General features: G+C 72.2%; 28 protein-coding genes and 1 tRNA gene. 14 read left to right on the top strand and 15 right to left on the bottom strand.

Going from position 1 to position 26,616, the window contains the following annotated elements; translation table 11 throughout:
- Nucleotides 1-139: 139 nt before the first annotated feature.
- On the bottom strand, nt 140-898 hold the full coding sequence (locus tag ACGF5T_RS04755) for an SLATT domain-containing protein (protein WP_356602295.1): 759 nt from the start codon (nt 896-898) through the stop codon (nt 140-142).
- A 253-nt stretch (nt 899-1,151) separates the two neighbouring features.
- Between ACGF5T_RS04755 and ACGF5T_RS04750 the strand changes: the two genes are divergently transcribed.
- From ACGF5T_RS04750 to ACGF5T_RS04740, 3 genes are all read left to right on the top strand, one after another.
- Nucleotides 1,152-1,496: a YbaB/EbfC family nucleoid-associated protein gene (locus tag ACGF5T_RS04750; RefSeq protein ID WP_356602293.1), complete on the top strand. Its 345-nt coding sequence runs from the start codon at nt 1,152-1,154 to the stop codon at nt 1,494-1,496.
- Between the two features lie 98 nt (nt 1,497-1,594).
- Nucleotides 1,595-2,194 carry a recombination mediator RecR gene (gene recR, locus ACGF5T_RS04745; protein WP_087808111.1) on the top strand — a complete coding sequence of 200 codons (600 nt, stop codon included), beginning with the start codon at nt 1,595-1,597 and terminating at the stop codon, nt 2,192-2,194.
- On the top strand, nt 2,187-2,846 hold the full coding sequence (locus ACGF5T_RS04740) for a DUF5063 domain-containing protein (protein WP_356602291.1): 660 nt from the start codon (nt 2,187-2,189) through the stop codon (nt 2,844-2,846). The genes recR and ACGF5T_RS04740 overlap by 8 nt, the downstream gene beginning before the upstream one ends.
- Nucleotides 2,847-2,986: 140 nt before the next feature.
- Here ACGF5T_RS04740 and ACGF5T_RS04735 read toward each other — a convergent pair whose 3' ends face one another.
- Both ACGF5T_RS04735 and ACGF5T_RS04730 read right to left on the bottom strand, forming a co-directional pair.
- Entirely contained in the window at nt 2,987-3,619 is a 633-nt protein-coding gene (locus tag ACGF5T_RS04735; RefSeq protein ID WP_361011928.1) for an ankyrin repeat domain-containing protein, read from the bottom strand.
- Nucleotides 3,620-3,626: 7 nt separating this feature from the next.
- The gene (locus ACGF5T_RS04730; protein ID WP_392886880.1) at nt 3,627-4,028 is read right to left on the bottom strand and encodes a hypothetical protein; all 402 of its coding nucleotides are present in this window, start codon (nt 4,026-4,028) and stop codon (nt 3,627-3,629) included.
- A gap of 126 nt (nt 4,029-4,154) precedes the next feature.
- Here ACGF5T_RS04730 and ACGF5T_RS04725 point away from each other — a divergent pair, with 126 nt between their 5' ends.
- From ACGF5T_RS04725 to ACGF5T_RS04695, 7 genes are all read left to right on the top strand, one after another.
- Complete coding sequence (locus ACGF5T_RS04725) at nt 4,155-4,910, top strand: helix-turn-helix transcriptional regulator (protein ID WP_366766525.1); 756 nt, start codon at nt 4,155-4,157, stop codon at nt 4,908-4,910.
- Nucleotides 4,903-5,088: a DUF397 domain-containing protein gene (locus ACGF5T_RS04720; protein WP_366766470.1), complete on the top strand. Its 186-nt coding sequence runs from the start codon at nt 4,903-4,905 to the stop codon at nt 5,086-5,088. Before ACGF5T_RS04725 ends, ACGF5T_RS04720 begins: the two co-directional genes overlap by 8 nt.
- A 287-nt stretch (nt 5,089-5,375) precedes the next feature.
- Entirely contained in the window at nt 5,376-6,383 is a 1,008-nt protein-coding gene (locus ACGF5T_RS04715; protein WP_366766469.1) for a hypothetical protein, read from the top strand.
- A gap of 254 nt (nt 6,384-6,637) precedes the next feature.
- Complete coding sequence (locus tag ACGF5T_RS04710; RefSeq protein WP_356602277.1) at nt 6,638-7,930, top strand: aspartate kinase; 1,293 nt, start codon at nt 6,638-6,640, stop codon at nt 7,928-7,930.
- Nucleotides 7,930-9,006, top strand: coding sequence for an aspartate-semialdehyde dehydrogenase (locus tag ACGF5T_RS04705; protein WP_356602275.1), 1,077 nt, complete (start codon nt 7,930-7,932; stop codon nt 9,004-9,006). Before ACGF5T_RS04710 ends, ACGF5T_RS04705 begins: the two co-directional genes overlap by 1 nt.
- Before the next feature lie 486 nt (nt 9,007-9,492).
- A complete protein-coding gene (locus ACGF5T_RS04700) occupies nt 9,493-10,068 on the top strand; it encodes a SigE family RNA polymerase sigma factor (protein ID WP_053142636.1) in 576 nt (191 codons plus the stop codon).
- Nucleotides 10,065-11,492, top strand: a complete 1,428-nt coding sequence (locus ACGF5T_RS04695; protein WP_366766468.1) for a hypothetical protein — start codon at nt 10,065-10,067, stop codon at nt 11,490-11,492. Before ACGF5T_RS04700 ends, ACGF5T_RS04695 begins: the two co-directional genes overlap by 4 nt.
- A 107-nt stretch (nt 11,493-11,599) precedes the next feature.
- Here ACGF5T_RS04695 and ACGF5T_RS04690 read toward each other — a convergent pair whose 3' ends face one another.
- Nucleotides 11,600-12,394 (bottom strand): SURF1 family protein, encoded by a 795-nt coding sequence (locus ACGF5T_RS04690; RefSeq protein WP_366766467.1) that lies wholly within the window; start codon nt 12,392-12,394, stop codon nt 11,600-11,602.
- Between the two features lie 142 nt (nt 12,395-12,536).
- Between ACGF5T_RS04690 and ACGF5T_RS04685 the strand changes: the two genes are divergently transcribed.
- Nucleotides 12,537-14,384: a prolyl oligopeptidase family serine peptidase gene (locus ACGF5T_RS04685; RefSeq protein WP_356602269.1), complete on the top strand. Its 1,848-nt coding sequence runs from the start codon at nt 12,537-12,539 to the stop codon at nt 14,382-14,384.
- 104 nt (nt 14,385-14,488) lie between these two features.
- Here the strand turns inward: ACGF5T_RS04685 and ACGF5T_RS04680 are convergent, their stop codons facing one another.
- Nucleotides 14,489-16,393 (bottom strand): NAD-binding protein, encoded by a 1,905-nt coding sequence (locus ACGF5T_RS04680; protein ID WP_366766524.1) that lies wholly within the window; start codon nt 16,391-16,393, stop codon nt 14,489-14,491.
- Nucleotides 16,394-16,637: 244 nt separating this feature from the next.
- Here ACGF5T_RS04680 and ACGF5T_RS04675 point away from each other — a divergent pair, with 244 nt between their 5' ends.
- Together ACGF5T_RS04675 and ACGF5T_RS04670 are read left to right on the top strand one after the other, a co-directional pair.
- Nucleotides 16,638-17,147, top strand: a complete 510-nt coding sequence (locus ACGF5T_RS04675; RefSeq protein ID WP_356602267.1) for an NfeD family protein — start codon at nt 16,638-16,640, stop codon at nt 17,145-17,147.
- Nucleotides 17,148-17,242: 95 nt separating this feature from the next.
- The gene (locus ACGF5T_RS04670) at nt 17,243-18,820 is read left to right on the top strand and encodes an SPFH domain-containing protein (RefSeq protein ID WP_356602265.1); all 1,578 of its coding nucleotides are present in this window, start codon (nt 17,243-17,245) and stop codon (nt 18,818-18,820) included.
- 28 nt (nt 18,821-18,848) lie between these two features.
- Here the strand turns inward: ACGF5T_RS04670 and ACGF5T_RS04665 are convergent, their stop codons facing one another.
- The 7 genes from ACGF5T_RS04665 to ACGF5T_RS04635 all read right to left on the bottom strand — a co-directional run bounded on the left by ACGF5T_RS04665 (nt 18,849) and on the right by ACGF5T_RS04635 (nt 23,244).
- Complete coding sequence (locus tag ACGF5T_RS04665) at nt 18,849-19,970, bottom strand: helix-turn-helix domain-containing protein (RefSeq protein WP_366766466.1); 1,122 nt, start codon at nt 19,968-19,970, stop codon at nt 18,849-18,851.
- A 31-nt stretch (nt 19,971-20,001) separates the two neighbouring features.
- Entirely contained in the window at nt 20,002-20,295 is a 294-nt protein-coding gene (locus ACGF5T_RS04660; protein ID WP_356602261.1) for a zinc-ribbon domain-containing protein, read from the bottom strand.
- Nucleotides 20,296-20,407: 112 nt separating this feature from the next.
- Nucleotides 20,408-20,629, bottom strand: coding sequence for a helix-turn-helix transcriptional regulator (locus ACGF5T_RS04655; RefSeq protein ID WP_063482628.1), 222 nt, complete (start codon nt 20,627-20,629; stop codon nt 20,408-20,410).
- Nucleotides 20,629-21,126, bottom strand: coding sequence for a DUF2975 domain-containing protein (locus tag ACGF5T_RS04650; protein WP_366766465.1), 498 nt, complete (start codon nt 21,124-21,126; stop codon nt 20,629-20,631). Before ACGF5T_RS04650 ends, ACGF5T_RS04655 begins: the two co-directional genes overlap by 1 nt.
- Before the next feature lie 219 nt (nt 21,127-21,345).
- Entirely contained in the window at nt 21,346-21,756 is a 411-nt protein-coding gene (locus ACGF5T_RS04645) for an arsenate reductase ArsC (protein WP_356602256.1), read from the bottom strand.
- Nucleotides 21,749-22,858, bottom strand: a complete 1,110-nt coding sequence (gene arsB, locus ACGF5T_RS04640; RefSeq protein WP_361011899.1) for an ACR3 family arsenite efflux transporter — start codon at nt 22,856-22,858, stop codon at nt 21,749-21,751. Before arsB ends, ACGF5T_RS04645 begins: the two co-directional genes overlap by 8 nt.
- On the bottom strand, nt 22,855-23,244 hold the full coding sequence (locus tag ACGF5T_RS04635) for a metalloregulator ArsR/SmtB family transcription factor (protein WP_356602252.1): 390 nt from the start codon (nt 23,242-23,244) through the stop codon (nt 22,855-22,857). The genes arsB and ACGF5T_RS04635 overlap by 4 nt, the downstream gene beginning before the upstream one ends.
- A 96-nt stretch (nt 23,245-23,340) precedes the next feature.
- Between ACGF5T_RS04635 and arsM the strand changes: the two genes are divergently transcribed.
- Entirely contained in the window at nt 23,341-24,165 is an 825-nt protein-coding gene (gene arsM, locus ACGF5T_RS04630) for an arsenite methyltransferase (protein ID WP_366766464.1), read from the top strand.
- A gap of 180 nt (nt 24,166-24,345) precedes the next feature.
- On the opposite strand, the gene ACGF5T_RS04625 is transcribed toward arsM, so the two are convergent.
- The 3 genes from ACGF5T_RS04625 to ACGF5T_RS04615 form a co-directional block, all read right to left on the bottom strand.
- A tRNA-Pro gene (locus tag ACGF5T_RS04625) sits at nt 24,346-24,419 on the bottom strand.
- A 67-nt stretch (nt 24,420-24,486) separates the two neighbouring features.
- Entirely contained in the window at nt 24,487-25,239 is a 753-nt protein-coding gene (locus ACGF5T_RS04620; RefSeq protein WP_366766463.1) for a Pr6Pr family membrane protein, read from the bottom strand.
- A 132-nt stretch (nt 25,240-25,371) separates the two neighbouring features.
- Nucleotides 25,372-26,301 (bottom strand): metallophosphoesterase, encoded by a 930-nt coding sequence (locus tag ACGF5T_RS04615; RefSeq protein ID WP_356602246.1) that lies wholly within the window; start codon nt 26,299-26,301, stop codon nt 25,372-25,374.
- Nucleotides 26,302-26,616: the final 315 nt, after the last annotated feature.

Here is a 26,616-nt window from a genome sequence, read left to right as displayed (position 1 = left end):
CGGACGCCTCAGCCGGACGGGCAGGGACGCGTGTCCCGCGCCATGTCCAGCTCCGGACGCTCGCGCTGGGCGCCGCTGCCGGGGCCGTGCAGCGCCGCTCCGCGCGCGGGCGGCGGGCAGGTCGCCGCCGCGCCTCACCTCAGCGCGGCTCCGGCGGCCGCTGCCTGGGCATGTTCGGCCGGGCGCCGTTCGGCGCCACCGAGAACCGGCCCGGCCCGGCGAAGCCGCCCGCCTCCGCGCGGCCCGCCCCGCCGGCCACCCCCGACTGGAGACCCAGGGGCGCCGCGCCCGTCCGGAAGTCGACCATCCAGTCCGCGGTCTCCGCCCGCACCAGGTCCGTCATGTCCTCCGAGAAGCGGCGCAGCACCAGCAGGCACCGCTCGGCCGCCTCGCTCGCCGTCCCGTCCGCGGGTCCCAGCACCTCGCGCACGCTCTCCGACGCCCAGTCGAACTGGAGCACCTGGAGCCGCCGCTGCACCGCCTGTGCCGTCGCCACGTCCCGCATCCACCCGGACGTGACCCCGAAGTACCGGTCCGCGGCCACGCACGCCACCCCGAACAACAGCGCCAGATACCCCCAGGGCGCGGCCCCGCCCACCAGCCCCGACATGTCCAGCAGGGGCAGCGCGGCCCCGGCGACCGCCCCGGTGGCGGCCCCGCCGCGCAGCGCCACGGCGCTCCGCCGCTTCCACAGCCGGTCCGCCAGGTACCAGGCGGCCGTGTCCAGCGCGCCCCGCTCGACCCACCGGTACAGCTCGTCCAGCCGCTCCGCGGGCAGTGCCCAGTCCCCCAGGGGGAACGCCCGACCGGTCAGGTCGCCCGGCCGCAGCCCGGCCGCCCCCTCGCCGCCCCGCCCGTCGTGCGGCGGCCCCTCGGGCTGCATCTCCGGCTGACCCACCCGCACTCCCTACTGATCACCGTCCGTGAGGACCTGAAGACCTCATGCGCCGGAACCTTCCTACCGCCCAACGGGTGGCCGAGCCCCGGGTTCAGCCGCTTTTCCGCCCGGAAGAGGGCCTTGATCAGGTAGGGGGAGCGCTCGATATCACTCGAAAGAGTGCTGGGGCGAGGGCCGCCCGGACCACGTAGGCTCGTGCCGAACGGCAAAACCCGCGGCGACCCCGCGGCAACAGCGGCGACAGGAGCTGAACGTGATCCCCGGTGGTGGCCAGCCCAACATGCAGCAGCTGCTTCAGCAGGCCCAGAAGATGCAGCAGGACCTCGCCCAGGCCCAGGAGGAACTGGCGAGGACCGAGGTCGACGGGCAGGCGGGCGGCGGTCTGGTCAAGGCCACCGTCACCGGCTCCGGCGAGCTGCGCGGCCTCGTGATCGACCCGAAGGCGGTGGACCCGGAGGACACCGAGACCCTCGCCGACCTGGTCGTCGCCGCCGTCCAGGCGGCCAACGAGAACGCGCAGAACCTCCAGCAGCAGAAGCTCGGCCCCCTCGCCCAGGGCCTGGGCGGCGGAAGCGGCATCCCGGGCCTGCCCTTCTAGGCCCGCCGCCCCCGCCCACGCACCCGCCCGCCTTTCTCAGACCGGGCAAAGCCCTCTACCGTACGTAGTGCAGGTATCTCAGGAAGGACGGCAGTCCGTTGTACGAAGGCGTGGTCCAGGACCTCATCGACGAACTGGGGCGGCTGCCCGGCGTCGGTCCCAAGAGCGCGCAGCGGATCGCCTTCCACATCCTCCAGGCGGAACCGACCGACGTACGGCGGCTCGCCCAGGCCCTCATGGAAGTGAAGGCCAAGGTCCGCTTCTGCGCCACCTGCGGGAACGTCGCGCAGGAGGAGCAGTGCAACATCTGCCGCGACCCGCGTCGCGACCCGTCCGTCATCTGCGTGGTGGAGGAGCCGAAGGACGTCGTCGCCATCGAGCGCACCCGCGAGTTCCGCGGCCGCTACCACGTGCTCGGCGGCGCGATCAGCCCGATCGACGGAGTCGGCCCCGACGACCTCCGCATCCGTGAGCTGCTGGCCCGCCTCGCGGACGGCACCGTGACGGAACTGATCCTGGCCACGGACCCGAATCTGGAGGGCGAGGCCACGGCCACGTACCTCGCCCGCATGATCAAGCCCATGGGCCTCAAGGTCACCCGCCTGGCCAGCGGCCTCCCGGTGGGCGGCGACCTGGAATACGCGGACGAGGTGACCCTCGGCCGCGCCTTCGAGGGGAGACGACTCCTAGATGTCTGACGCCACGCTGCACGCGACGAACCAGAACCCCGACGACTTCGCCGTCCAGATCGCCGACCAGATCGAGAGTTTCCTGGTCGCCGTCACCGAGGTCGCCAAGGGCGACGAGCCGGACTCGGCGGTCCCCTTCCTCCTCCTGGAGGTCTCCCAGCTGATGCTGGCCGGAGGCCGTCTCGGCGCCCACGAGGACATCGTCCCCGACGATCGCTACGAGCCCGATCCGGGCCCGGAGCTGGACGTGGACGACCTCCGCGAGAACCTCGCCCGCCTCCTCGAACCGATCGACGTCTACTCCGAGGTCTTCGACCCCTACGAGCCGCGCAAGGCCCCGGTCCCGGCCCGTATCTCCGACGACCTCACCGACGTCATCACCGACCTCCGCCACGGCATGGCCCACTACAAGGCGGGCCGCACCACCGAGGCCCTGTGGTGGTGGCAGTTCTCCTACTTCTCCAACTGGGGCTCCACGGCCTCCGCGACCCTGCGGGCACTCCAGTCCGTGGTGGCCCACGTCCGCCTCAACCAGCCCCTGGAGGAACTGGACGGCCTCGACACCGACCAGGACCTCGGCGACGACGCCCTGGAGCGGGAGGCCGGCCGGGTCATGGTGGAGGAGATCGCCGGCCCGCTGGGCCTGCGCCCGGTCACGTGACGCGGGCCGCTTCCGCGGGCGCGTGAGCAGATGGACGCCTGGTGTCACTTCGATGCTCGGATGAGCGCTGTAGGGACAGCGGGGGGTGGAGTGTTCACGCTGCTGAGGCGGAGGGGTTCCGGCAGCGCCCCGGCAGGTGCTCATGCGGCATCGCGTTTGAGCACCGCGCGCAGGGCCTCGGCTGTCCGTCCGTAGCGGCCCCGCTCCTCCTCGCCCCGCCGCGCGTGGCGCTCCGCGCAGCGCAGGGCCGTATCGGTGGCCGACGCGCCCCGGTCGAGCAGCAGCAGCACCGACTCGACGCGGCCGAAACAGGCGGCCCATTCGAGAGCCGTCCGGTTCTTCATGGCCCGGTCCTCGGGGTCCGCCCCGCGGTCCAGCAGCAGAGCCACGGTTCCGACGTGGTTGCCGCTCGCCGCGACGACCAGGGGTGTGTACGGAATCCTGTCCTGCGCTCCCATGGACACCCCGGCGTCCAGCAGCGCCGCGACGGCGTCCGTGCTCCCGACCATCGCCGCGCAGGTCAGCGGGGTGAGGTCGTGGTACGGCCCGGCGTGCGCCGCCGTGTCGGCCCCGGCCGCGAGCAGTAGCCGTACGACGTCGGCGTGGTTCTCCTGGGCCGCCAGGTCCAGGGCGGACCGTGCGTCAGCGTCGAGGGCGTCCACGGGAACACCGGCGTCCAGCAGCCGGATCACTGCCGCCGCGTCCCCGTCCCGGGCCGCCTGCGGCAGCTCGTCGGAACGCGGCGCGGGCGGCTTCTGCGCGGGTCTCGTCATACGTCGATCATGCGGCGCCGGACGCCAGCGCCGCCCGCAGTTTCGCCGCGCACACGTACGGCGCGGTCGCCGTCGGCACGCTGTACCAGCGCAGGGGCCAGGTGTTGCCCTCCAGCGCCGGGATGCCGATGTAGGTGACGGTCCGGGTCCCGCCGCTGTGCCGCTGCACGCCGAGCGGCCAGTCGTACGCCGCGACCGCCCCGGGCGCGAGCAGGACGTACACCCACCGCCCACCGCTCCCCTCGCACACGATGGGCCCCGCGTCCTCGTCCGTCGCCTCGACGAGCCAGTCGGCGACCAGCTCCCCCCGGACGCCGTCGATCCGTACGGCGTCGAAGTGGACGCCCGCGAGGTGCAGTCGGTGTCCGGCTGCCGGGACCCAGGAGGGGCGGTGAATTGTCTCGTTCATGGTCACACGCTGGCGCCGCCGGGCCTACGCTCGGTAGCGACCGGGGTGATACACGCCGGGGTGTATCGGTCGGAGGTGCGCGCTGTGTCCCAACCGCCCGCTGCCTGGCGCTACGGCGGCAACCAGATGAAACGCTGGCGCACCAAGGCCAACGTGAGCAGGGAGCAGTTGGCGGAGGCCGCGAACTACTCGCCGGACACCATCAAATCCATGGAGCAGGGCGTACGGATGCCGACGTCGCGGGTGTTGGACGTGGCCGATGAGCTGTGCCGCGCGGAAGGCTTGCTGAGTTCGGCGAAGGACTATCTCCAGAGGGAGAAGTTCCCCCGGCGGGCACAGGAGTTCGTGGAGAGGGAGAGGGAGGCGATCACCTACTGGTCGTACGAGTCCGGGCTGATTCCCGGCCTCTTGCAGACTCCGGGATACATGCGGTCTCTCATCGAGAGCCGAGTTCCCCCCGTCGACGAGGAGACGGTGGAGGAGCGGATCACGGGCAGGGCGGAGCGGCAGGTGATGCTCACGGAACGCAAGCCGCCGGTGGCTTTCGCGTTCACCGTCTACGAGGCCGCTCTGCGCGTCCCTCACGTGGACGGCGAACAACTGCACCGGTTGCTGGAGGTGTCGCGGCTTCGGAACGTCGAGTTGCAGGTGCTGCCCTTCGAGCGCGCCCCCTTCAGCGCGGGTATGGGTCCCATGATCTTGCTGGAGACCCGCGACCACGAACGGTTCGCCTATACGGAGAGCCAGTTCGCCAGTGTGCTGTCGGCCGATCCGGAGCCGCTCCGGGTGGTGACCGAGCGACTTAGCATGCTGCGTGCTCACGCCCTCAGCCCCGCTGAGTCGGCCCGGTTCATCGAAGAGATGGCGGACCCCCATGACTGACCGGTCCATATGGATCAAGTCCAGCTACAGCGACGACGAAGGAGCCGCCTGCGTCGAAGTCGCCCTCGCCCCCACCATCCACGTCCGCGACTCCAAGACGCCCCCCGGCGCCCCCGAACTCCACGTCTCCGTCCGGGCGTGGTCGGCGTTCATCGCCGCAGTTCGGCCCGGAGCTTGAGCCTCGGGATTCGAGCTCTTCCCCTGGTTTTCTGGTCTGGTTGACATACCCAACCGACCAAGTCTGAAGGTGAGTTGAGGCGCCGTACCTCGTAAGAGTGACGTTGCGTGATCGGCTTGCGTCGCTGAGTGAAGCCGCTCTAGGTTCGCGGCAAGTGCCCAATGAATATGTCGGCCCCGGGGGTGCTCGAACACCAACTCCGGGGCCTCACCGACGCATCGAATCGAGACCTTTCGATGGTGGCTTCCGCCAACCCTAGTCCCGCCCTGCCGTCCCCGTCCCACCCGATGGCCAATCCGGGCTACGGAAAACGCCCCGCAGGTGACGAGGACCCGCACGCCGACCCGGACTTCGCACACCTGCCCCCGCGAGAGGCCGAGATCGCCGTCTTCGTCGACCACCTCGACGACGGACACGCGATGGGCCACAAGGTGCTCGCGGCGCAGCACCCCCGCTACGGCCAGCAGGCGATGCGTACCTCCCTCAACCGCCTCGCCGTGGCCGGCCACCTGCGCTGGATCAGGGAGCACATCACCGTCGAGGACCACACCATGCGGTGGGTCACGCGGACGTACTGGTCGCGTACGCGCAGGTCGGAGGCGTGGTGGGAGGAGTTCGCGCGGGAGCGCAACGGACGGATCGTGTCGGCCGACCACCACCCCGGCCTGGCCCGCACGGAGGAGCCCGCGCTGCCGGAACCGCAGGCCGCCGCGCAGCCCGACCCCGATCCCGACCCCGAGTCCGCCTCCGAGGGCGGGACCCCGTACCTCGCCCTCGCCGCACTGCGCGAGGCGGACCCCCGTATGTCCCTGTCCGAAGCCGACTGCCGGTCCCTCGCCGCGCTGGCGGAGGAGTGGCTGTCGCGCGGGGCGACGCCGCAGGACATCACCCGCGCGGTCACCGAGGGCCTCCCCGCGACCGTGAACAACCCGGGCGGTCTCGCCCGCAACCGACTGGAGAACAGGATGCCCCCCAAGAAGCTGAAGATCCGCCAGAAGGCCGCCCCGCGCCGGGCCCGCGTGACCCGCGCGGTGATCTGCTGCATGTCCTGCGACGCGGACGAGCTGACGACGACGATCAAGGGCGGCATGTGCCCGGACTGCTACGCCGAGTTCGAGGCGGCCGAGGCCGCCGAGGCGGCAGGGGCCGTGGAGCCCGGGTACGTGCCGGACACGTTCCTGGCCGTCCCCGACGCGGACGCCGTGTACACGTGGGTGGACGTCCCCCGCCGCGCGGCGGAGGTACGCGCGGCGGGCGGCCTGCGACCGAGGACGGAACGGGCGCCGACGGACTGAGCCCGGCCCGGTCAGGAGACGGGTTGCCCCGCGTCCGACTTCGGCTTTTACACAGCGCACAGAGCTTTGTGAACGTGTGACTCACCGCACTTTCCCGAGTGACCCGTCCCCACCTGGGCATGAGCCAGCCTGAGCGAGTACCCGGGTCTCATCATGCGATACCGCAGTGGTGGAATCCGGACGCTCGGTAAAATGAGCCGACCGCAGTACATATACGTACGTGCGGAAAGAGACGGACTGAGCGAGGAGCGCACGTGGGCCTTGTCGTGCAGAAGTACGGAGGCTCCTCCGTAGCCGATGCCGAGGGCATCAAGCGCGTCGCCAAGCGGATCGTGGAAGCGAAGAAGAACGGCAACCAGGTGGTCGCCGTCGTTTCCGCGATGGGCGACACGACGGACGAGCTGATCGATCTCGCCGAGCAGGTATCCCCGATCCCTGCCGGGCGCGAACTCGACATGCTGCTGACCGCCGGGGAGCGTATCTCCATGGCGCTGCTGGCCATGGCGATCAAAAACCTGGGCCACGAGGCCCAGTCGTTCACCGGCAGCCAGGCCGGAGTCATCACCGACTCGGTCCACAACAAGGCCCGGATCATCGACGTCACGCCGGGCCGCATCCGCACCTCGGTGGACGAGGGCAACGTCGCCATCGTGGCCGGCTTCCAGGGCGTCAGCCAGGACAGCAAGGACATCACCACGCTGGGCCGCGGCGGGTCCGACACCACGGCCGTCGCCCTCGCCGCCGCGCTCGACGCGGACGTCTGCGAGATCTACACCGACGTCGACGGCGTGTTCACCGCCGACCCGCGCGTGGTGAAGAAGGCGAAGAAGATCGACTGGATCTCCTTCGAGGACATGCTGGAGCTCGCGGCCTCCGGCTCCAAGGTCCTGCTCCACCGTTGTGTGGAGTACGCCCGCCGGTACGACATCCCGATCCACGTCCGGTCCAGCTTCAGCGGCCTCCAGGGCACCTGGGTCAGCAGCGAGCCGCGCGTTCGATCGTCACAGCAGCAAGGGGAGAAGCAGGTGGAGCAGGCCCTCATCTCCGGTGTCGCGCACGACACCTCGGAGGCCAAGGTCACGGTCGTCGGTGTGCCGGACAAGCCGGGAGAGGCGGCCGCGATCTTCCGCGCGATCGCCGACGCCCAGGTCAACATCGACATGGTCGTGCAGAACGTGTCCGCGGCCTCCACCGGCCTCACGGACATCTCCTTCACCCTGCCGAAGACCGAGGGCCGCAAGGCCATCGACGCGCTGGAGAAGAGCCGGGCCGGCATCGGCTTCGACTCGCTGCGCTATGACGACCAGATCGGCAAGATCTCCCTGGTCGGCGCGGGTATGAAGAGCAACCCGGGCGTCACCGCCGACTTCTTCACCGCGCTGTCCGACGCCGGCGTGAACATCGAGCTGATCTCGACCTCCGAGATCCGCATCTCGGTCGTCACCCGCAAGGACGACGTGAACGAGGCCGTCCGCGCCGTGCACACCGCCTTCGGGCTCGACTCCGACAGCGACGAGGCCGTCGTCTACGGGGGCACCGGGCGCTGATGTCCGACATCCAAGGCGCCGGGCGCACCGGGCGGCCCACCCTGGCCGTCGTCGGAGCGACCGGCGCCGTCGGTGCTGTCATGCTCCAGATCCTGTCCCAGCACGCGGACATCTGGGGCGACATCCGCCTGATCGCCTCACCGCGCTCCGCCGGCCGCAAGCTGACCGTGCGCGGTGAGGAGGTCGAGGTCGTCGCGCTCACCGAGGAGGCCTTCGACGGGGTCGACGTCGCCATGTTCGACGTGCCCGACGAGGTCTCCGCCCAGTGGGCGCCGATCGCCGCGGCCAAGGGCGTGGTGGTGGTCGACAACTCCGGCGCCTTCCGGATGGACCCGGACGTTCCGCTGGTCGTGCCCGAGGTCAATCGGCACGCGGTGCGGATGCGGCCCCGCGGGATCGTCGCCAACCCCAACTGCACCACGCTGTCCATGATCGTGGCGCTGGGCGCGCTGCACGCCGAGTTCGGGCTGCGCGAGCTGGTCGTCTCGTCGTACCAGGCGGTGAGCGGGGCGGGACGGGACGGCGTCGAGACGCTGCGGCGGCAACTGTCCCTGGTCGCCGGCACCGAACTGGGGACCCACCCGGGCGACGTGCGGCGGGCCGTCGGCGACGACACCGGACCGTTCCCGGAGCCGGTCGCGCTGAACGTCGTACCGTGGGCCGGGTCGCTGCGCGAGGACGGCTGGTCCTCGGAGGAGATGAAGGTACGGGACGAGTCCCGCAAGATCCTCGGGCTGCCGCACCTGCCGGTGGCCGTGACCTGCGTCCGCGTCCCCGTGGTCACCACGCACTCCCTGACCGTCCACGCCCGCTTCGAGGGCGAGGTCACGGTGGACCGGGCCCGGGAGATCCTGGCCACCGCACCCGGCGTCGTCCTCTTCGACAACCCGGCCGCGGGCGAGTTCCCCACCCCCGCCGACGTGGTCGGCACCGACCCGACCTGGGTCGGCCGGGTGCGCCGCGCGCTGGACGACCCGACGGCGCTCGAACTCTTCGTCTGCGGGGACAACCTGCGCAAGGGGGCCGCGCTGAACACCGCGCAGATCGCGGAAGTGGTGGCGGCCGAGTTCGGCTGACCGGCGCCGTCCGCGTCCTCGGGGACGGAAAAGTCCTGGCCGCTGTGGGTTTGCTTTGTAGGATTCATGAACGAGATGTGATCCGGAAGTTGGTCCGGACTACTTGTACCCGGCACCCGTGGCATCAGAGGATTTCCTCCCCGCCCTCCGCAACCGTGCGGAGGGCGGGGAGCGTCTTTGCGGTCACCCATTCAGGGCGCCAAGGCGCGTGAGTCGGCGTGGGGACGCCGAGGACGGGCGTGGGGACGCTCGTTCACATGGGACATAGGGGAAGAGCGGGACGATGAGTGCCTATGACGCACCGTCAGTCGGGCGGCAGTCCGACAGACACGGGAACGTGACGCCCGACGCGTACAACCCTCACGGGGGTGGGCGTGTCCAACTGGCGTGGCAGAGGTTCTCGATTTCCCCGCGGCGACGCGTGGCCCCGCAGTGCGGCCGCCCGTCCGGTCCGTCCGTCCCCGTAGGGCCGGTCCGGCCGGTGGCATGCCGGTGATCGCGCCCATGCCCGCAGCGCGGCCGGCCCGCATATCCAACCAGCGCGACGGCGCGGAGGACGTGGTGGCGGCGGGTACCACCGTCGACCACCTCACCGAGACGTACCGGGCGCACTACCGCTCGCTGCTCGGCCTCGCCGCCCTCCTCCTCGACGACACCGCCTCCTGCGAGGACGTCGTCCAGGAGGCGTTCATCCGCGTCCACTCGGCGCGCAAACGCGTCCGCGACCCGGAGAAGACCCTGGCGTACCTGCGTCAGACGGTCGTCAACCTCTCGCGCTCCGCGCTGCGCCGCCGCATCCTCGGGCTCAAGCTGCTCTCCAAGCCCATGCCGGACATGGCGAGCGCGGAGGAGGGCGCCTACGACCAGCTGGAGCGGGACTCCCTGATCAAGGCGATGAAGGGGCTCCAGCGCCGCCAGCGCGAGGTCCTGGTCCTGCGCTACTTCGCCGACATGACCGAAGCGCAGGTCGCCGAGACGCTCGGCATATCCCTCGGCTCGGTCAAGGCGTACGGTTCGCGGGGCATCGCGGCGCTCAGGGTGGCCATGGAGGCACCGGTATGAGCGACGGCAAGGAACCGCGGCACGACGCGGGCCCGGAGCCCGGGGCCGCGGACGAGCCCGGCACCCGGGAGGGCGCCGAACGGGACGGGTCGGCCGAGCAGGACGAACCGGTTGAGCAGGACGAACCGGTTGGACAGGACGAACCGGCTGGGCAGGACGAGCCGGCTGGGCGGGACGAGCCGGTTGAGCGGGCTGAGGGGACTAGCCCGGTCGAGGAGATCGGCCTGATCGAGGAGATCGGTCCGGTCGACGAGATCGGTCCGCTCGCGGTCAGAGGTCCGGTGCGGGCGAGCGGCCCGGCCGGGCTGAACGGGAAAGAGCAAGCGAAGCACACGCACGCAGGGAACCGAACTGTGAACCACGGCCCCGCCGACCAGGGCCCCGACACCCGAGGGCCCGAAGGGCTCGGCTCCGACGAGCTGGCCCTGCGCACGATGCTGCACCACGCCGTCCAGGACGTGGAGCCGAGCGACGGAACCCTGGAGCACCTGCGCCGCGCGGTGCCCGCCCGGCGGGCCCGCAAGCGCCAGGCCGTCGTCGGCGTGGCCGCGGCCGTCCTCTTCGTCGGCACGGCGATCCCGGCCCTGGTGCACGTCTCCAACACCACCGGCCCCGGCGCCGATCCGTCCGTCGCCGGACACGCCTCCCAGGCGCAGGGCGGTGCCTCCCAGGGCAAGGACCCGGCCGGTGGCCAGAGCGGCGTCGCCGGCTCCGCCGGCACGGCCGAGGACAAGGACAAGGCCGACCCCGAGGGGGAGACGCCCCGGAACGAGGAGAGCGGCGCGGCGACGGGTTCGGCACCCGGAGCCGATCCTTCCGCCAGCACCGCCGTCGAGGGCGGGGCCCCCGCGTGCACCGCCCAGCAGCTCGGACCGGCCGTCGCGAGCAGCGCCGCGCCCGACTCCACGGGTGTGGTCTACGGCTCCTTCCGGGTCACCAACGTCTCCTCGGACGGCTGCACCGTCGTCGGTCCCGGCAGCGTGGTCGCCACTCCGCAGGGTGCGGCGGAAGCCACCAGGATCGGCACCGCACGGCACGCGGCCGGGGACGCCGCGGCCGGACTGCCCGACCCGTCCCTGGAGGCCGCCTCGCTGGCCCTGGCACCGGGCTCCGCCTACGAGGTGCAGTTCGCCTGGGTGCCCTCGGAGACCTGCCCCGCCCCCGGTGACACCACCGGCGGCGGCACCGGAGGCCCCTCGCCCGCCCCCTCGCCCACCGAGGTCCCGACCACCGCGGGCGGCACCTCCACGGGCGGCGGCGACACCGGGACCACCACCCAGCTGGTCACCGAGGACGGCCCGGCCGGCGGGAGCGTGTCGGTCACCTACACCCCGGAGGGCGGCGAGGGCTCGGCGACGGCCACGGTGTCCGACGCGTGCGCGGGGACCGTGTACTGGACGGGCGTACTGGCGGGTACGGCGTAGGACGCCCGGCACCCGCGGAGAACCCGCTCGGCCGTCCGGCGCCCGCGGAGAACCCGGTCGGCGTCGGCGCCCTGCGTCGGGCTCCGGTCGGTTGCCGGCGCCCGGTGTCAGACTCCGGTCGGCTGCGGTTCCCGGTCGTCCTCCGGGGCGGCCAGGCCCAGCTCGGCGTCCCGGGCCAGCTCGACCTCGCGGCGCAGCAGCCGGAACCACATGAAGATCACGAAGCCCACGAAGGCGAACCACTCGGCGGTGTAGCCGAGGTTCTGGAACGCCTTCAGGTCCAGGCCCGTGTTCTGCGGCGCGCTCACGGGGACGGCCCGCATCCCCGAGTCGCCCTCGTTGAGCGTGACCCACGCGTCGTACACGTCGTACGGCACCAGGTTCAGCAGGGTGGCCGCGCTGATCGCCCCGGTCTGCCCCTCGGGCCATCCGGAGCGGCCGCTGACACCGTTGCTGCCCGGCGACTCGGCGGCCTGGAGCGCACCGGTGACGGTGACCTCGCCGGTGGGCGGGGCGGGGGCCTTCGCCGGGTCGGGGGTGCCGGGCAGCCAGCCGCGCACCACCGGCAGCGCCTCACCGGTGTCGGTGCGCAGCAGCGTGAGCACGTAGTAACCGTCGCGGTCGTCCAGCTTCCGCTCCGGGACCAGCAGCTGCTCGGCGTACCGGCCGGTCACCGTGGTCTGCTCGCCGACCGTCGACTTGTCCACGGGCAGCAGCTCCGCGAGCGGGCGGGCCGCCCCCCGGCCGGCCGACTCGTCCTGTGTGGTCGTGGTCTCGTGGTCCTGCACCCGGTCCTCGAACCGGCCCAGCTGCCACGAACCCATGAAGATGCAGAAGGGGATGGCCAGGACGACGAAGACGTTGATCCCCCACCAGCGGGGCGTCAGCAGAAACCGGTACACGCCCTCCACGGTACGGGGCGCGGCCTCGCGGCCTGCCCGCGGGGCTGTGGATAAGCGGGGGCGGGGTCGCGGACGGGCGGAGTTTTCCACAGGCTGGGGATCTGATCTGCGCGTTGTCCCCCGGTGGAGGCAGTATGGGGCCATGACTGAGAGCAACGGGTCCGTGTCGTCGGGCCAGCGGTGGGGACAGGACGCCCGACGTGGCGAGGAGATGCCCGACTGGGAGAAGAGGTTCCGGGCACCGCGGGTGTCGCTGCCCGACTGGGCCGAGGACGCACCGGACCGCTCCCTGTTCGTGTCGAACGCCACGGGGACGTACGAGCTGTACGCCTGGGACCGGGTGACCGGTGAGCAGCGCCAGGTCACCGACCGGCCCAACGGCACGACGGACGGCGTGCTCTCGCCGGACGGCGACTGGATCTGGTGGTTCGACGACAAGGACGGCGACGAGTTCGGCGTCTGGCGCCGTCAGCCTTTCGCGGGCGGCGAGGACGAGCTCGCGGTGCCGGGCCTCGACCCCTCCTACCCGGCGGGCCTGGCCCTCGGCCGGGACGGGCGCACGGCGGTGATCGGCCGCTCGACCGACGAGGACGGTACGACGATCCACCTCGCGTACGCGGGCGGGCCCCCGGCGCAGATCTACCGGCACCGCGAGTCCGCGGGCGTCGGCGACCTCTCCCACGACGGCACACTGATCGCCGTCGAGCACACGGAGCACGGCGACGCCATGCACTCGGCGCTGCGCGTCCTGCGCCCCGACGGCACCACGGTCGCCGAGCTGGACGACACGCAGGGCGGCGAGGAGGAGCTGGGCCTGGAGGTCCTCGGCTTCGCGCCGGTCGACGGTGACACCCGCCTGCTCATCGGCCACCAGCGCCGGGGCCGCTGGGAGCCCCTGGTGTGGGACGTGGCGACGGGCGAGCAGACCGACCTCGCCCTGGAGCTGCCCGGCGACGTCAGCGCCGAGTGGTATCCGGACGGCGGCGGCCTGCTGATCGTGCACGGCTTCGAGGCTCGCAGCGAGCTGTTCCGGTACGACTTCGCGACCCGCGAGCTGGTGGAGATCGAGACCCCGGCCGGCACCGTCTCGGGGGCGACGGCCCGCCCCGACGGCAGCGTGGAGTACCTGTGGTCCTCGGCCGCCGAACCGTCGGCGGTGCGCTCGACGACCGGCCGGGTCGTCCTGGACCCGCCCGGCATGAAGTCGCCGGGCTCGGTCCCCGTGGAGGACGTGTGGGTGGACGGCCCGGGCGGCCGCATCCACGCCCTGGTCCAGAAGCCGGCCGGCACCACCGGCCCGCTGCCGACGGTCTTCGACATCCACGGCGGCCCGACCTGGCACGACAGCGACGCCTTCGCCGCCGGGCCCGCGGCCTGGGTCGACCACGGATACGCGGTGATCCGCGTCAACTACCGCGGCTCCACCGGGTACGGCCGCGCCTGGACCGACGCGCTCAAGCACCGGGTCGGCCTCATCGAGCTGGAGGACATCGCGGCGGTGCGCGACTGGGCGGTCGCCTCCGGCCTCGCGGACCCCGAGCGGCTGATCCTCACCGGCGGTTCCTGGGGCGGGTACCTCACCCTGCTCGGGATCGGCATCCAGCCCGAGGCGTGGACGCTGGGCATCGCCGCGGTCCCGGTCGCCGACTACGTCACCGCGTACCACGACGAGATGGAGGCCCTGAAGGCCCTCGACCGCACCCTCCTCGGCGGCACCCCGGAGGAGGTCCCCGACCGCTTCGAGGCGTCCTCCCCGCTGACCTACGTCGACGACGTCAAGGCCCCGGTCTACATCTCCGCCGGCGTCAACGACCCGCGCTGCCCGATCCGCCAGGTCGAGAACTACGTCGACCGCCTGGCGGCGAGGGGCGCGGTCCACGAGGTGTACCGCTATGACGCGGGGCACGGGTCCCTGGTGGTGGACGAGCGGATCAAGCAGATCCGGCTGGAACTGGACTTCGCGGCACGGCACCTGCCGACGGCCCCGTAGGCGCGGGGCGGAGCCGTCCCCGGGCCGGGGCCGGAAACCGGGTGGCGGGCTGCGGGCGGTGTGCGGCGGGTGGCGGCCGGTGGGCCGGTGGGCGGTGAGCGCCCCTACCCGTCCGTCCGGCGCCGCGCCCGCCGCCCCAGCAGCTCCGCCAGCCCTCGCCGGGTGGCCGCCAGCACCACCCGGTCCTCACCCCGCAGGACGTACGTGTCCGGCAGCTCCCACACCAACCGGGACTCCCGCACGCCCTCGGCATCGGCCCCGGTGTCGGCGGCATCGGCGTCCCGCGACTCGTCGGGGACCGTCAGCGCGAGCACCCGCCACGCCCCCGCCCGGAAGGCCTCGCCGACCGTCCTCCCCTCCAGTTCCGGATGTCCGGCCACCTCGACGGCCGCGAACAGCAGCACCCGCCGCTCGACGGGGATCGCGCCCAGGATCTGGCGGCCCATCATCGCCCCGGCGAAGGCGGGCGCGGACAGGTGCGTCACACTGCGGCTCCGGGTGAGCGCGCCGGGGTGCGCGGCGCGCAGGGTCCGGTACACGGCGGTCGCGAAGTCGTCGTCGTACAGGCGCAGCACCACCCGTAGCCCGGACCGCACGGAGCGGGCGTACAGCACCGCCTCCAGGTTGGTGGTGTCCACGCTGGTCAGGGCGAGCAGCGAGTGTGCCCGGTGGATCTTGGCGGCTTCCAGGACGCCCTCCTGGGTGACGTCCCCGAGCACGACCGGCACCCGCAGCCGCCGCGCGGTCGCCATGCCGCGCGCCTCGGGATCGGCCTCCACGCACACCACGGGGATGTCCATCTCCCGCAGCCGGGTCAGCACGCGGGTGCCGATCTTGCCGAGACCGAGCAGGACGACGTGCCCGCCGAGCCCGCGCGGCGGCTTGCGCAGCGTCGACGCGTTGCGGAACGTGCCGAGCGCCTCCAGGACGGCCGCCAGCAGCACGGGCAGCAGGAGCAGCCCGACGAAGCCGGAGAGCAGTTGCAGGATCTGGCGCCCGGAGTCCTCCTGGTGGGCGGGCTCGTTGATGGCGAACAGATCCAGCAGCGTCACGTAGGTGGCGTGCAGCGGATGATCCCCGGTGACCACCATGAGGGCCACGGCGAGGGCCACCACGCAGGCCCCCAGGCCCGCCAGCGACCACCGCAGCCGCCGCGAGAACAGCTCGCCGAACGGCGGCACACCGGCCCGGGCGGCGGGCAGCGGCGGACCGGAGTACGACACCTGCTCCAGGACGACCGTGCCGCGCCCGGTGGCCGCCTCCACGGCCGCCGCGTCGGGCAGCAGCTGCGGCCCCTCGTCGCTGCCCTCCGAACCGTCCGTACCGGCCGGGTCGTTGCTCGTCGCGGAGAGCAAGGCGAGCGTGCACAGACCGGGGTCGGCCACCTCGCCGGGGCGTGGTGGCTGCCGTTCCACCGCGCGCAGCAGCAGTCCGTCCGTCTCCAGCACCTTGCTGGTGCCGACGAGGGCGGTCGCGGCCAGCGCGGGCGCGGCCGTGTCGGCGTCGGAGAGCACGGTCGTGGAGGTACCGGCGCCGTCCAGCCCCGGGTCACGCGCGTCGCCGAGGGCCAGCGCGGTGCTCTGGTCGAGGAGTTCCTCGATGTGCCGGCCGAGCCGCCGGTTGTACAGGCGCAGGACCAGGCGCAGCCGGGGGTTGAGCCGGCGGGCGGTCAGGGCGGCGCGGATGTTGGTCTCGTCGTCGTCGTACACGAGGGCCAGTGCGGCGGCCCGGTCCACGCCGGCCTCCGCGAGCACCTCCTCGGTCGGCTCGGCGGCCTCCAGTTCCGCCGGGCGCCCGCCGTCGTCCGGTTCGGGGCCGCCGCCCGAGCGGTTGACGGCCGCGTTGACCATGCCCAGCAACGCCACGGAGGCCGCGCGGGCCCGCCCGACGACCGGCTGGGAAGCCCGGTGCCCGGAGGGCGGCACGACGAGTGTGACCTGTTCCCGGTAGACGCCGCGCAGTTCGGCGGCGAGACGGTGCGCCAGCCCGTCGTCGCCGCACACCACCATGTGCGCATAACCGCCGCCGTGCGGAACCTGGCGCGGAACGCTCCCCGTTCGAGTCCCCATTGGAGAGAGGACGGTACCGGCGCACGGTCCGGTTCCCGGGCGCGGAGGGCTGCTTCCGGCCGCACGGCGACCGGCATAAAAGACGCGTAAACATTGCCGGAACACGGCAATGACGGGCCCCCTGCCCACGTGTGACGATGCGTTTCACCGGAGCTCAGCGACGGGCGGGAGGGGGACGGCACGCATGGCCTGGTTTCTCGGGCTGGGTATCACGGGGGTCGTGCTGCTCGCCCTGTCGCTGATCTTCGACGGACTGCTGGAAGGCGCGTTCGACGGAGCGCTGGACGGCGTCCTGGAGGGGTGGCTGTCGCTGCCGGTCGTCGCCGGGTTCCTGGCGATGACCGGCTTCGCCGGCGCCCTCGCCCTCGGCACCGGCTGGACCGGCCCGGCGGGCGCCGCCGGGGCCGGCGCGGTCGCCGGGGCGGGGACCGGCTGGCTGACGTACCGCTTCAGCCGCGCGCTGATGCGGGACCAGACCGCCACCACCCCCCGCACGGACGACCTGATCGGCACGTCCGGAAGGGTGGTGACCGCCATTCCGGCGGAGGGCTTCGGTGAGGTGCTGCTCCGGCTCGCCGGCCAGCCCCTGAAGTGCGCGGCGCGCAGCGCCCAGCCGGTGGCGCGGGGCACCGAGGTGTGGGTCGAGGCGGTACCGACGGGCACGTCGGTCGTCGTCCGCCCGGTCGACCGCTGAGCCCTTCCTTCCCGCGCTCCTGTACCGGGTGCCTGTTTCCTTCTCCGTCTTCTCTGTTCTCTGTTCTCTGTTCTCTGCGATTCGGGGGCGTTGCCATGAGTCCTGTCGTCATCGCGGTGCTGGGAGTCGTCGTACTCGTGGTGCTGCTCGCGCTGGTGGTGGTCAGCCGCTACAAGGTGGCCGGGCCGAGCGAGGCGTTCATCGTCACGGGACGGCGCGGCAAGAAGTCCACCGATCCGGAGACCGGCCGCGTCTTCACCGACAACAGCGGCCAGAAGGTCGTGGTCGGCGGCGGTGTGTTCGTCGTGCCGTTCGTGCAGCAGCGGTTCACGCTCGACCTCTCCTCGCGGCACATCCCGGTCGCCGTGCGCGGCGCGGTGACCCTGCGCGGGGTGAAGGCCAACCTGGAGGGCGTCGCGATCGTCAAGGTCGGCGGCACCGAGGACGCGATCCGTGCCGCCGCGCAGCGGTTCCTGATGCAGCAGGACGGCATCGTCGGCTTCACCCAGGAGGTACTGTCCGGCGCGCTGCGCGCGATCGTCGGCCGGATGTCCGTGGAGGACGTCATCCGGGACCGGGCCGCGTTCGCCGGGCAGGTCGCCGAGGAGGCGGAGGCGAGCCTGTCCGGGCAGGGCCTGGTGCTGGACGCCTTCCAGATCCAGGACATCACCACCGAAGGCTCCTACCTGGAGGACCTCGGCCGCCCCGAGGCGGCCCGCGCCAAGCAGGAGGCCGACATCGCCGAGGCCGTGGCCCGGCGGGCCGCCGAGCAGGCACGGCTGAAGGCGGAGGAGGAGATCGCGGTCGCGCAGCGGACCCTCTACCTCAAGCAGGCCGAGATCAAGGCGGAGACCGACCAGGCGGCGGCCCGCGCCAACGCCTCCGGTCCGCTCGCCGAGGCGGCCCGGCAGCAGGACATCCTCGCCGAGCAGGAGAAGGTCGCCGAGCGGCAGGCGGCGCTGAAGGACCGCCAGCTCGACACCGAGGTCCGCAAGCCCGCCGACGCGCAGCGCTACGCGGCCGAACAGGAGGCGGAGGCCCGCCGGGTGGCGCGGGTCAAGCAGGCGGAGGCCGAGCGGGCGGCGGAGATCGCCGCGGCCCAGGCCGAGGCCGAGCGGGCCCGGCTCACCGGTGAGGGCGAGAAGCAGCGCCGTGGCGCGCTGGCCGAGGCGGAGGCCATCGAAGGCCTCAAGCAGGGTGAGGCCGAGCGTTCCCGGCGCGCGGCGATCGCCGAGGCCGTACGGCTGGAGGGCGAGGCGGAGGCCGCCGCGATCGGCGCCAAGGGCTCGGCCGAGGCCGAGGCGATGCGGCAGAAGGCCGACGCCTTCGGGCAGTACGGCGAGGCGGCCGTGCTCCAGATGCTGGTCGAGGTGCTGCCGCAGGTGGTGGCCAAGGCGTCCGAGCCCCTCGCGGCCGTGGACAAGATGACGGTGATCTCGACGGACGGCGCGAGCCGGCTGTCGCGCACGGTCGCCGACAACGTGGCGCAGGGCGTGGAACTGCTCAACTCGACCACGGGCGTCGACCTGGTGTCCCTGCTGAGGAACATCACCGCGAAGGACACCACCGGGACGGCCACCGCGCACGGACCGGACCGTCCCGAGCACCTCGGCCGCCCCGACCGCTCGGACGGCCCGGACCCGCGCAACGGCAAGGTGGAGATCAGCGGCTGACCTCGCCCGCCCGCCCGGCACGGCCCGCTCAGATCTCCTGGGCGGGCCAGCCCAGCAGTCGGGCCCCGATGACCGCGGTCTGCAGGGTGTAGCGGTGCACGGGGTCGGCGGGGTTGGCGCCGGTCAGCTGGTGGATGCGGTCCAGCCGGTAGGTGAGGGCCCGCACGCTGAGCGCCAGCCGCCGGGCGGCCTCGGCCGAGGTGCAGCCGGCGTCGAAGTAGGCCTCCAGCGTCCGCAGCAGCGGCCCGGCACCACCACGGGCGCCGCGCAACGGACCCAGCACGCTCAGCACCAGGTCGGCCATGGCCTGCCGGTCGCGGGTGAGCACCGGGTAGACGAGCAGGTCGGCGGCGCGCAGCACGGGCTCGTCGAGTTCGAGCCGTTCGGCGAGTTCGAGGGTGCTCAGCGCCTCCTCGTAGCTGTGCACCACGCCGCCCGCGCCGGAGCGGGGCCGCCCGATGGCCACCCGGCTGCCCTCCGCGGCGGCGTACGCCTGCTTGGCGAAGAAGGCGAGGACCTCGTCCTGGTCACCGGGCGCGATGCAGATCAACTGCCCGTTCTTGGTGGTGATCAGGATGCTCCGGTCGCCGAAACGGGAGATGAGCGCGGTCTCCACGAGCCGGGTCACCGGCGCGGTGTCGTCGTACGTCTCCGGACCCTCGGCCACCGCGACGGCGTGGGCGCGGGAGAGGACCAGGCCGAAGCGCACGGCCCGTTCGGCGAGCCGGCCCAGGTCGCTGCGCCCGTAGAGCAGGTCGTCGATGAACTCCCGACGCGCCGCCTCCTCCTGCCGTACGGCGAGGCGCTGGGCGCGCTCGTACCCCTCGGCGAAGGCGTCGACGGCCTGGGCGACGGCCGCGAGCACACTGTCCATGACCCCGGCCCCGGCCCCGACGCCTGAGCGGGAGCCCGAACCGGGCCCGTAACCGGAACCACCGGTCGCGCCGTCGGGCCAGGAGGCGCGCGTGGCGTCCAGATGCAGCCGTACGAGGCTGCGCAGGCTGTGCCCCGCCTCCGCGGCCCGCTCCCCGAGGAGCCGGCGTTCCTCCAGCTCGTCGCGGGTCAGCCGGCGCCCCGTGGCCGCGACGCCCGCGAGGATCTCGGCGTACCCCGACACATACGGCCCGTGCGGCTCCCGCTGCTCCGCCACCCCGTCCCTCCCCACGCCTCCCCCGCCGGTGTCACGGCCTCTGGTACGGCTGCTGCTGCGGCTGCCCGTACGCCTGACCGGCCTGGCCGCTCACGGCCTGCGCCTGGAGGTGCTCGGCCTGTTCCTTGGTCACCCGCTGCTCGACGCCGCAGAAGGTGCACTGCGTCAGGTACTTCGTGGAGTACGGGAACAGCGGCACGAAGAACAGCGTGAACTTCGAGACGCGCTTCCTGAGGGTGTGCGCGGAGGGGTTGCCGCATCCGCCGCACACCAGCGTCAGTATCGCGAGCTGGTAGAGGTATCCCTTGGTGCCGAAGATGATCACTGAGTGGTCCTTCCCGGGTCGGTGCCCCCGAGCGCGCGGGGCACGCAGATCTTCTCCCAGATTGCGCCCGGACGGGCCCCGGAGGCCACCCGCGAACGACACCGGCCGGGCGTCAGCCCGCGTCCACCCCTCCGGCCTCCCAGCGCAGCAGGTCACCCGGCTGGCATTCGAGCACGTCGCACAGGGCGGCGAGGGTCGTGAAGCGCACCGCCTTGGCGCGTCCGTTCTTCAGCACCGCGAGGTTGGCGGGGGTGATGCCGACGCGCTCCGCGAGGTCGCCCACGGACATCTTGCGCTTCGCCAGCATCACGTCGATGTCGACGACGATCGGCATCAGATCACCTCGGCCAGCTCGGCCCGCATCCGTGCCGCCTCGATGTCCCGCGCGACCGCCTGGGCGAGCAGCATCCGCAGGACGAGCACCACCAGCGCGACGCCCAGGACCGCCACCCCGACCCCGCCCAGCAGGAGGACGATGCCGGGCGCCACGGCCTCACCGGGCGCCAGGAGGGCGCCGAGGGTGAAGACCAGGAGCGCGGCCGCGACGAAGGCACCGATCACGACATGGACGTACCGGAAGGCCCCGAGGGAGAACACGGTCCCGCGCCGCACCATGGTCACCAGCCGCCAGACGCAGACGAGCACGGTCTCGGCGGCCAGCGCTCCCAGCGCGACGATCACGAAGACCGGCGTGCGCACATGCGCCAGATCGGCGTCCGGGTCACCGTTCCCGGCCACCAACAGCCAGAGCAGCACCACCTGAACGAACACCGAGCCGGCCAGCAGCGCCCCGATGACACCGCGCAGCGCGAGGACTGTCAGTTGTCCCATCGCCCCTCCTTCAATCGATCCACGATGGAAATCTATCGTTTTTCGATAGCTCCCGCAACGTCCCCGCACCACCTCACACGTGCTGACGGGCGTTGACGCGCGCGGTGACGGGCGCCGACTCCCGACGGCCTGTCCTCCTGGGAGATCCGTGCGCACCGGCCGACGCGCCCAAGCTGCCGGCCCTCGGGTGCTTCCCTACCGAGCTACCGAGCTACCGAGCTATCGAGGCGCGATCTCGTTGATCAGGGCTTCCACGCGCTGCCGGATCTCGTCACGGATCGGGCGGACGGCCTCGACGCCTTGGCCCGCGGGGTCGTCGAGCTGCCAGTCGAGGTACGTCTTGCCGGGGAAGACCGGGCAGGCATCGCCGCAGCCCATGGTGATGACGTAGTCGGACGCCTGGACGGCCTCAGGGGTGAGCACCTTGGGGGTGGCGTCCGTGAGGTCGATGCCGGCTTCGGCCATGGCTTCGACGGCGGCCGGGTTGACCTGGTCGGCGGGCAGGGACCCGGCGGAGCGGACCTCGACGCGGTCGCCCGCGAGGTGGGTGAGATATCCGGCGGCCATCTGGGAGCGTCCGGCGTTGTGGACGCAGACGAACAGGACCGAGGGCTTGGCGGCGTCAGACACGGGCGGAGCCTTCTGGTTCGGCGGCCGGTGCGGCTGCCGGAGCTGGGGAGTCGGGGAAGTAGCGGCGGGCGGCGAGTGCCACGTACACCAGGCCGATGAGGACGGGGACCTCGATGAGCGGGCCGACGACTCCGGCCAGGGCCTGGCCGCTGGTCGCGCCGAAGGTGGCGATGGCGACCGCGATGGCCAGCTCGAAGTTGTTGCCCGCGGCCGTGAACGCCAGCGTCGTGGCCTTCGGGTGGTCGAGACCGACTGCCCTGCCCAGAGCCATGGATCCGGCCCACATCACCGCGAAGTACACCAGCAGCGGCAGCGCGATCCGGGCGACGTCGAGCGGCCGGGAGGTGATGGCCTCGCCCTGGAGCGCGAACAACACGACGATGGTGAACAGCAGCCCGTACAGGGCGAACGGCCCGATGCGCGGGATCAGTTTCGTCTCGTACCAGGCGCGGCCCTTGGCCCTCTCGCCCAGGCGGCGGGTGAGGAACCCGGCGAGCAGCGGGATGCCGAGGAAGATCAGGACGCTGCGGGTGATCTCCCACACCGACACGTCCAGGGTGGTCTGCTCCAGTCCGAGCCAGCCGGGCAGTACGGAGAGGTAGAACCAGCCGAGCAGGCTGAACGCGGCCACCTGGAAGACGGAGTTGAGGGCGACCAGGACGGCGGCGGCTTCGCGGTCGCCGCAGGCGAGGTCGTTCCAGATGATGACCATGGCGATGCAGCGGGCGAGCCCGACGATGATCAGGCCGGTGCGGTACGCGGGCAGGTCCGGCAGGAAGAGCCAGGCCAGCGCGAACATCAGCGCCGGGCCCAGGACCCAGTTCAACACCAGCGAGGGGATGAGCAGGCGGCGGTTCCGGGTGACGGTGTCGAGCCGGTCGTAGCGGACCTTGGCGAGGACCGGGTACATCATCACGAGCAGACCGAGGGCGATCGGCAGCGAGACGCCGGTGACGGTGACCTTCGCCAGTGCGTCACCGAGGCCGGGCACGAGGCGTCCGAGGCCCAGACCGGCGGCCATCGCGGCCAGGATCCACACCGCGAGGTAGCGGTCCACGAAGGAGAGCCGCCCGGCGACCGGCGCCGTGCTGCTGTCGCTCACGAGGACACCTCGGTGGACGCGACGGCCGGCCGGCCGGGGCGGGTGAGGATGCCGGCGAGCTGGTCGGTCGTCTCCGGCAGGAGCCAGTAGTAGACCCAGGTGCCGCGTCGTTCGCAGTCGATGAGTCCGGCCTGCCGCAGGAGCTTGAGATGGTGGGAGATCGTCGGTTGCGACAGGTCGAACGCCGGGGTGAGGTCGCAGACGCAGATCTCGCCGCCCTCACGCGAGGCGATCATCGACAGCAGGCGGAGCCGGACGGGATCACCGAGCGCCTTGAAGACCTTGGCCAGCTCGACGGCCCGGCCCTCGTCGAGGGGTGCGGTCAGCAGAGTGGGGCAGCAGCCGCTCTCGTCCTGGCCGAGCACGACCAGCTCTTGTTTCGACATGCCTCTATGTTGACGAACTTCGATCCAAGGCGCAAGCTTGCATCGAGGAACTTCGAATCAGACCGTCCGACGCCCGTCTCTCCCCAGGGGTATGCCATGAGTGATCACTCCACTGACCTGCGCGAAACCGTCCGCGAGCGCTATGCCGCCGCCGCCGTCCAGGTCACCGAGGGCGGCACCGCCTGTTGCGGCCCGCAGGCCGTCGAGATCGACGACAACTTCGGCTCGACCCTGTACGCGGCCGACGAACGCGACGCCCTGCCCGCCGAGGCCGTCGCCGCCTCCCTCGGCTGCGGCAACCCCACCGCCGTCGCCGACCTCCACGAGGGCGAGCGGGTCCTGGACCTCGGCTCGGGCGGCGGCATCGACGTCCTGCTCTCCGCCCGGAGGGTCGGCGCGACCGGCAAGGCGTACGGCTTGGACATGACCGAGGAGATGCTCGCGCTCGCGCTGGCCAACCAGAAGAAGGCGGGTGCCCGCAACGTCGAGTTCCTCAAGGGCACCATCGAGGCGATCCCGCTGCCCGCCGGCACGATCGACGTCGTGATCTCCAACTGCGTGATCAACCTGTCCGTCGACAAGCCCGCGGTCTTCGCCGAGATGTTCCGCGTCCTGGCCCCCGGCGGCCGCATCGGCATCTCCGACGTCGTCGCCGATGACGAACTCGCCCCGGCCCAGCGGGCGGAGCGGGGCGACTACGTGGGCTGCATCGCGGGAGCCCTCTCCTTCACCGAGTACCGCGAGGGCCTGACGGCGGCCGGCTTCACGGGCATCGAACTCACCCCGTCCCACGCCGTCGCCGACGGCATGCACTCGGCCATCGTCCGAGCCGTCAAGCCTGCCCAAGTACCGAGTCCCGCCCCCCAGAAGCCCTCCAGCGAGAGCAAGACCGGCTCCTGCTGCGGTGCGAGCGGTCGCTGAACCGAGGACCCCGCGGACCGCTGGTACGTGCGCTCCACACGTCCCGCGGCACTGGGGGACTGCTCCCGGGAGAAGCCGCCGACCCAGCTCTTCTCCCGGATCTCCTTCAAACAACCCCCGGAAACCCGTCAGGGGCCCGACCCGCTGCGCGGATCAGGCCCCTAAACTGGTGTTTCACTGTCGGGGTGGCGGGATTTGAACCCACGACCTCTTCGTCCCGAACGAAGCGCGCTACCAAGCTGCGCCACACCCCGATTGTCGCTGCTCGTCGCGGCGACGTCGTTTACTTTAGCCCACCGGGGGCCGGAGGCGAAATCCGGATTACCAGCGGCGACGGAGGGGGTTCGGGCGGATGTGGTCCAGGGCCACGAGGAGGACGCCCAGGGCGTAGAGGGCGAGGCCGAGGAGGAGGGCGTTGCCGAGGACGCCCTTGTAGCCGTGCTGGTCGACGTCGAGGAAGGGGTAGAGGTAATGCCCCTCGGTGCCGGGGAGCAGGAGCTCGCCGCGGGCCAGGGAGAAGGCCAGGTAGGCCAGGGGGTAGAGGATCCACGCGGCGGCCTGGCGCAGGTGCAGGCGGCCGGGGGTGCTGAGAAGCAGCCAGTCCAGGGCCGCGGCGACGGGGACGGCCGTGTTCAGGAGGTGGGCGGCGACCGTGTGCCAGCCGCCGGCGCCCGTGCTGTCCGGCGCGGCGAAGGGGCTCGCCGCGTTGGCCAGGAGCAGGTGGTGGACCAGGCCGGCGGCGGTGACGTAGAGCAGTGCCGCGCCGGTGAGGGCGCCCGGCAGGGGGCGGCGGGCGGACCAGGCGCGGCGGGCGGAGGCGAGCATGACCAGGGCCAGCAGGATGCTGCTCTGCACCGTGAAGTGGCTCAGGGTCCGGGTCACCGGGCCGCCCAGGAGGAGCTGGGCCGTCACGCCCGCCAGCGCGAGCGCCGCGGTGACGAGGCGGAAGGCGGCGACCAGCGGTCGGCGTACGGGGGTCACGACGGCCGTCGCCGGGACGGGGGAGGGCAGCAGCTTGGGCGGGCCCGGGACCGCGGGGAGGTCCGGGATGTCCCTGGGTATCGAGGCTGTCATGGCCTCAAGCTAGGCATACCGGACATCGCGGGCGATGCGGGGTGGGCCGTGTGGGTTACCCGGCCCTGCGTGCGGACGTCGGCCGTCCCGTGCCGAGGCGCCGGCTACCCGGCCCCTCGGCTCCGCCACCGATCACCGCTCCCGGCCCACCAGCGTCAGCAGCGTCGCCTCCGGGGGGCAGGCGAAGCGGACCGGGGTGTAGCGGTTGGTGCCGCAGCCCGCCGAGACGTGGAGGTAGGCCGTACGGCCCTCCGCCGTGTGCGTGGACAGACCCTTCACTCGGTCCGTGTCCAGGTCACAGTTGGTGACCAGGGCGCCGTAGAAGGGGATGCACAGCTGGCCGCCGTGGGTGTGGCCGGCGAGGACCAGGGGGTAGCCGTCGGCCGTGTAGGAGTCGAGGACGCGAAGGTACGGCGCGTGGACCACGCCCATCGAGAAGTCCGCCGCGCCGGAGGGGCCGCCGGCCACCTCCGTGTACCGGTCCCGCTTGATGTGCGGGTCGTCCAGTCCCGTCAGCTCGACGGACACGCCCTCGATCTTGAGCGTGCCGCGCGTGTTGGTGAGGTTCTGCCAGCCGGCGGCGTCGAAGCCGTCGCGGAGGTCCTCCCACGGGTTGTGGACGACGTTCTGGGCGGGCGCGTTGCCGTTCAGGCCGTGCCGGCCCTGGGCCTTCTCCAGCAGGTACCGGGCGGGGTTGCGCAGCTTGGGGCCGTAGTAGTCGTTGGAGCCGAAGACGTAGGCGCCCGGGAACTCCATCAGGGGGCCCAGGGAGTCCAGGACCTCGGGGACCCCGTCCGGGTCGGACAGGTTGTCGCCGGTGTTGATCACGAAGTCGGGGCGCAGGCCGGCCAGCGAGCGCAGCCAGCGCTGCTTCTTGCGCTGGCCGCCGACCATGTGGATGTCGGAGACCTGGAGCACGCGCAGCGGGCGCATCCCGGAGGGCAGGACGGGGATCGTCACCCGTCGCAGGCGGAACGAGCGGGCCTCGAATCCCGCCGCGTAGACCAGACCGGCGGCGCCAACCGCCGTGATTCCCAGGGGTACTCCGTATCGCGCACGCATACGTCCATCGTGTCAGAAGCCGCCCCGATGCGAGCGGCCGCGAGCGTCCCGATGCGAGTGGCCGCGACCGTCCTGAAGTGAGTGGCCGTGACCCTCCCGATGCGAGTGGCCGCGAGCGTCCTGACGTGAGTGGCCGCGACCGTCCTGAAGTGAGTGGCCGTGACCGTCCCGATGCGAGCAGCCGTGACCCTCCTGAAGCGAGCGGACGCCGACCGCACGGAAGCCACCGGGCGGCGACGGGTTCACCGAAGCCGGGCCGGGATACCGCGTATCCCGGCCCGGCTTCGAGCGGCGCCGAAATGGGCAGGCGTCCCT

It is taken from the genome of Streptomyces sp. NPDC047853, assembly GCF_043204535.1.
GTDB lineage: Bacteria > Actinomycetota > Actinomycetes > Streptomycetales > Streptomycetaceae > Streptomyces.
This window is presented reverse-complemented; position numbering and strand designations above follow the sequence as displayed.

Bases quoted from the DNA above. Each gene is read 5' to 3' on its own strand.
- arsM (WP_366766464.1), top strand. From the start codon at position 23,341: ATGAGTGATCACTCCACTGACCTGCGCGAAACCGTCCGCGAGCGCTAT.
- ACGF5T_RS04615 (WP_356602246.1), bottom strand. From the start codon at position 26,301: ATGCGTGCGCGATACGGAGTACCCCTGGGAATCACGGCGGTTGGCGCC.
- ACGF5T_RS04680 (WP_366766524.1), bottom strand. From the start codon at position 16,393: ATGGTGGTGTGCGGCGACGACGGGCTGGCGCACCGTCTCGCCGCCGAA.
- ACGF5T_RS04730 (WP_392886880.1), bottom strand. From the start codon at position 4,028: ATGAACGAGACAATTCACCGCCCCTCCTGGGTCCCGGCAGCCGGACAC.
- ACGF5T_RS04685 (WP_356602269.1), top strand. From the start codon at position 12,537: ATGACTGAGAGCAACGGGTCCGTGTCGTCGGGCCAGCGGTGGGGACAG.
- ACGF5T_RS04670 (WP_356602265.1), top strand. From the start codon at position 17,243: ATGAGTCCTGTCGTCATCGCGGTGCTGGGAGTCGTCGTACTCGTGGTG.
- ACGF5T_RS04650 (WP_366766465.1), bottom strand. From the start codon at position 21,126: ATGGGACAACTGACAGTCCTCGCGCTGCGCGGTGTCATCGGGGCGCTG.
- ACGF5T_RS04655 (WP_063482628.1), bottom strand. From the start codon at position 20,629: ATGCCGATCGTCGTCGACATCGACGTGATGCTGGCGAAGCGCAAGATG.
- ACGF5T_RS04715 (WP_366766469.1), top strand. From the start codon at position 5,376: ATGGCCAATCCGGGCTACGGAAAACGCCCCGCAGGTGACGAGGACCCG.
- ACGF5T_RS04635 (WP_356602252.1), bottom strand. From the start codon at position 23,244: ATGTCGAAACAAGAGCTGGTCGTGCTCGGCCAGGACGAGAGCGGCTGC.
- ACGF5T_RS04695 (WP_366766468.1), top strand. From the start codon at position 10,065: ATGAGCGACGGCAAGGAACCGCGGCACGACGCGGGCCCGGAGCCCGGG.
- ACGF5T_RS04720 (WP_366766470.1), top strand. From the start codon at position 4,903: ATGACTGACCGGTCCATATGGATCAAGTCCAGCTACAGCGACGACGAA.
- ACGF5T_RS04740 (WP_356602291.1), top strand. From the start codon at position 2,187: ATGTCTGACGCCACGCTGCACGCGACGAACCAGAACCCCGACGACTTC.
- ACGF5T_RS04700 (WP_053142636.1), top strand. From the start codon at position 9,493: ATGCCGGTGATCGCGCCCATGCCCGCAGCGCGGCCGGCCCGCATATCC.
- ACGF5T_RS04725 (WP_366766525.1), top strand. From the start codon at position 4,155: ATGAAACGCTGGCGCACCAAGGCCAACGTGAGCAGGGAGCAGTTGGCG.
- ACGF5T_RS04620 (WP_366766463.1), bottom strand. From the start codon at position 25,239: ATGACAGCCTCGATACCCAGGGACATCCCGGACCTCCCCGCGGTCCCG.
- ACGF5T_RS04675 (WP_356602267.1), top strand. From the start codon at position 16,638: ATGGCCTGGTTTCTCGGGCTGGGTATCACGGGGGTCGTGCTGCTCGCC.
- ACGF5T_RS04705 (WP_356602275.1), top strand. From the start codon at position 7,930: ATGTCCGACATCCAAGGCGCCGGGCGCACCGGGCGGCCCACCCTGGCC.
- ACGF5T_RS04735 (WP_361011928.1), bottom strand. From the start codon at position 3,619: ATGACGAGACCCGCGCAGAAGCCGCCCGCGCCGCGTTCCGACGAGCTG.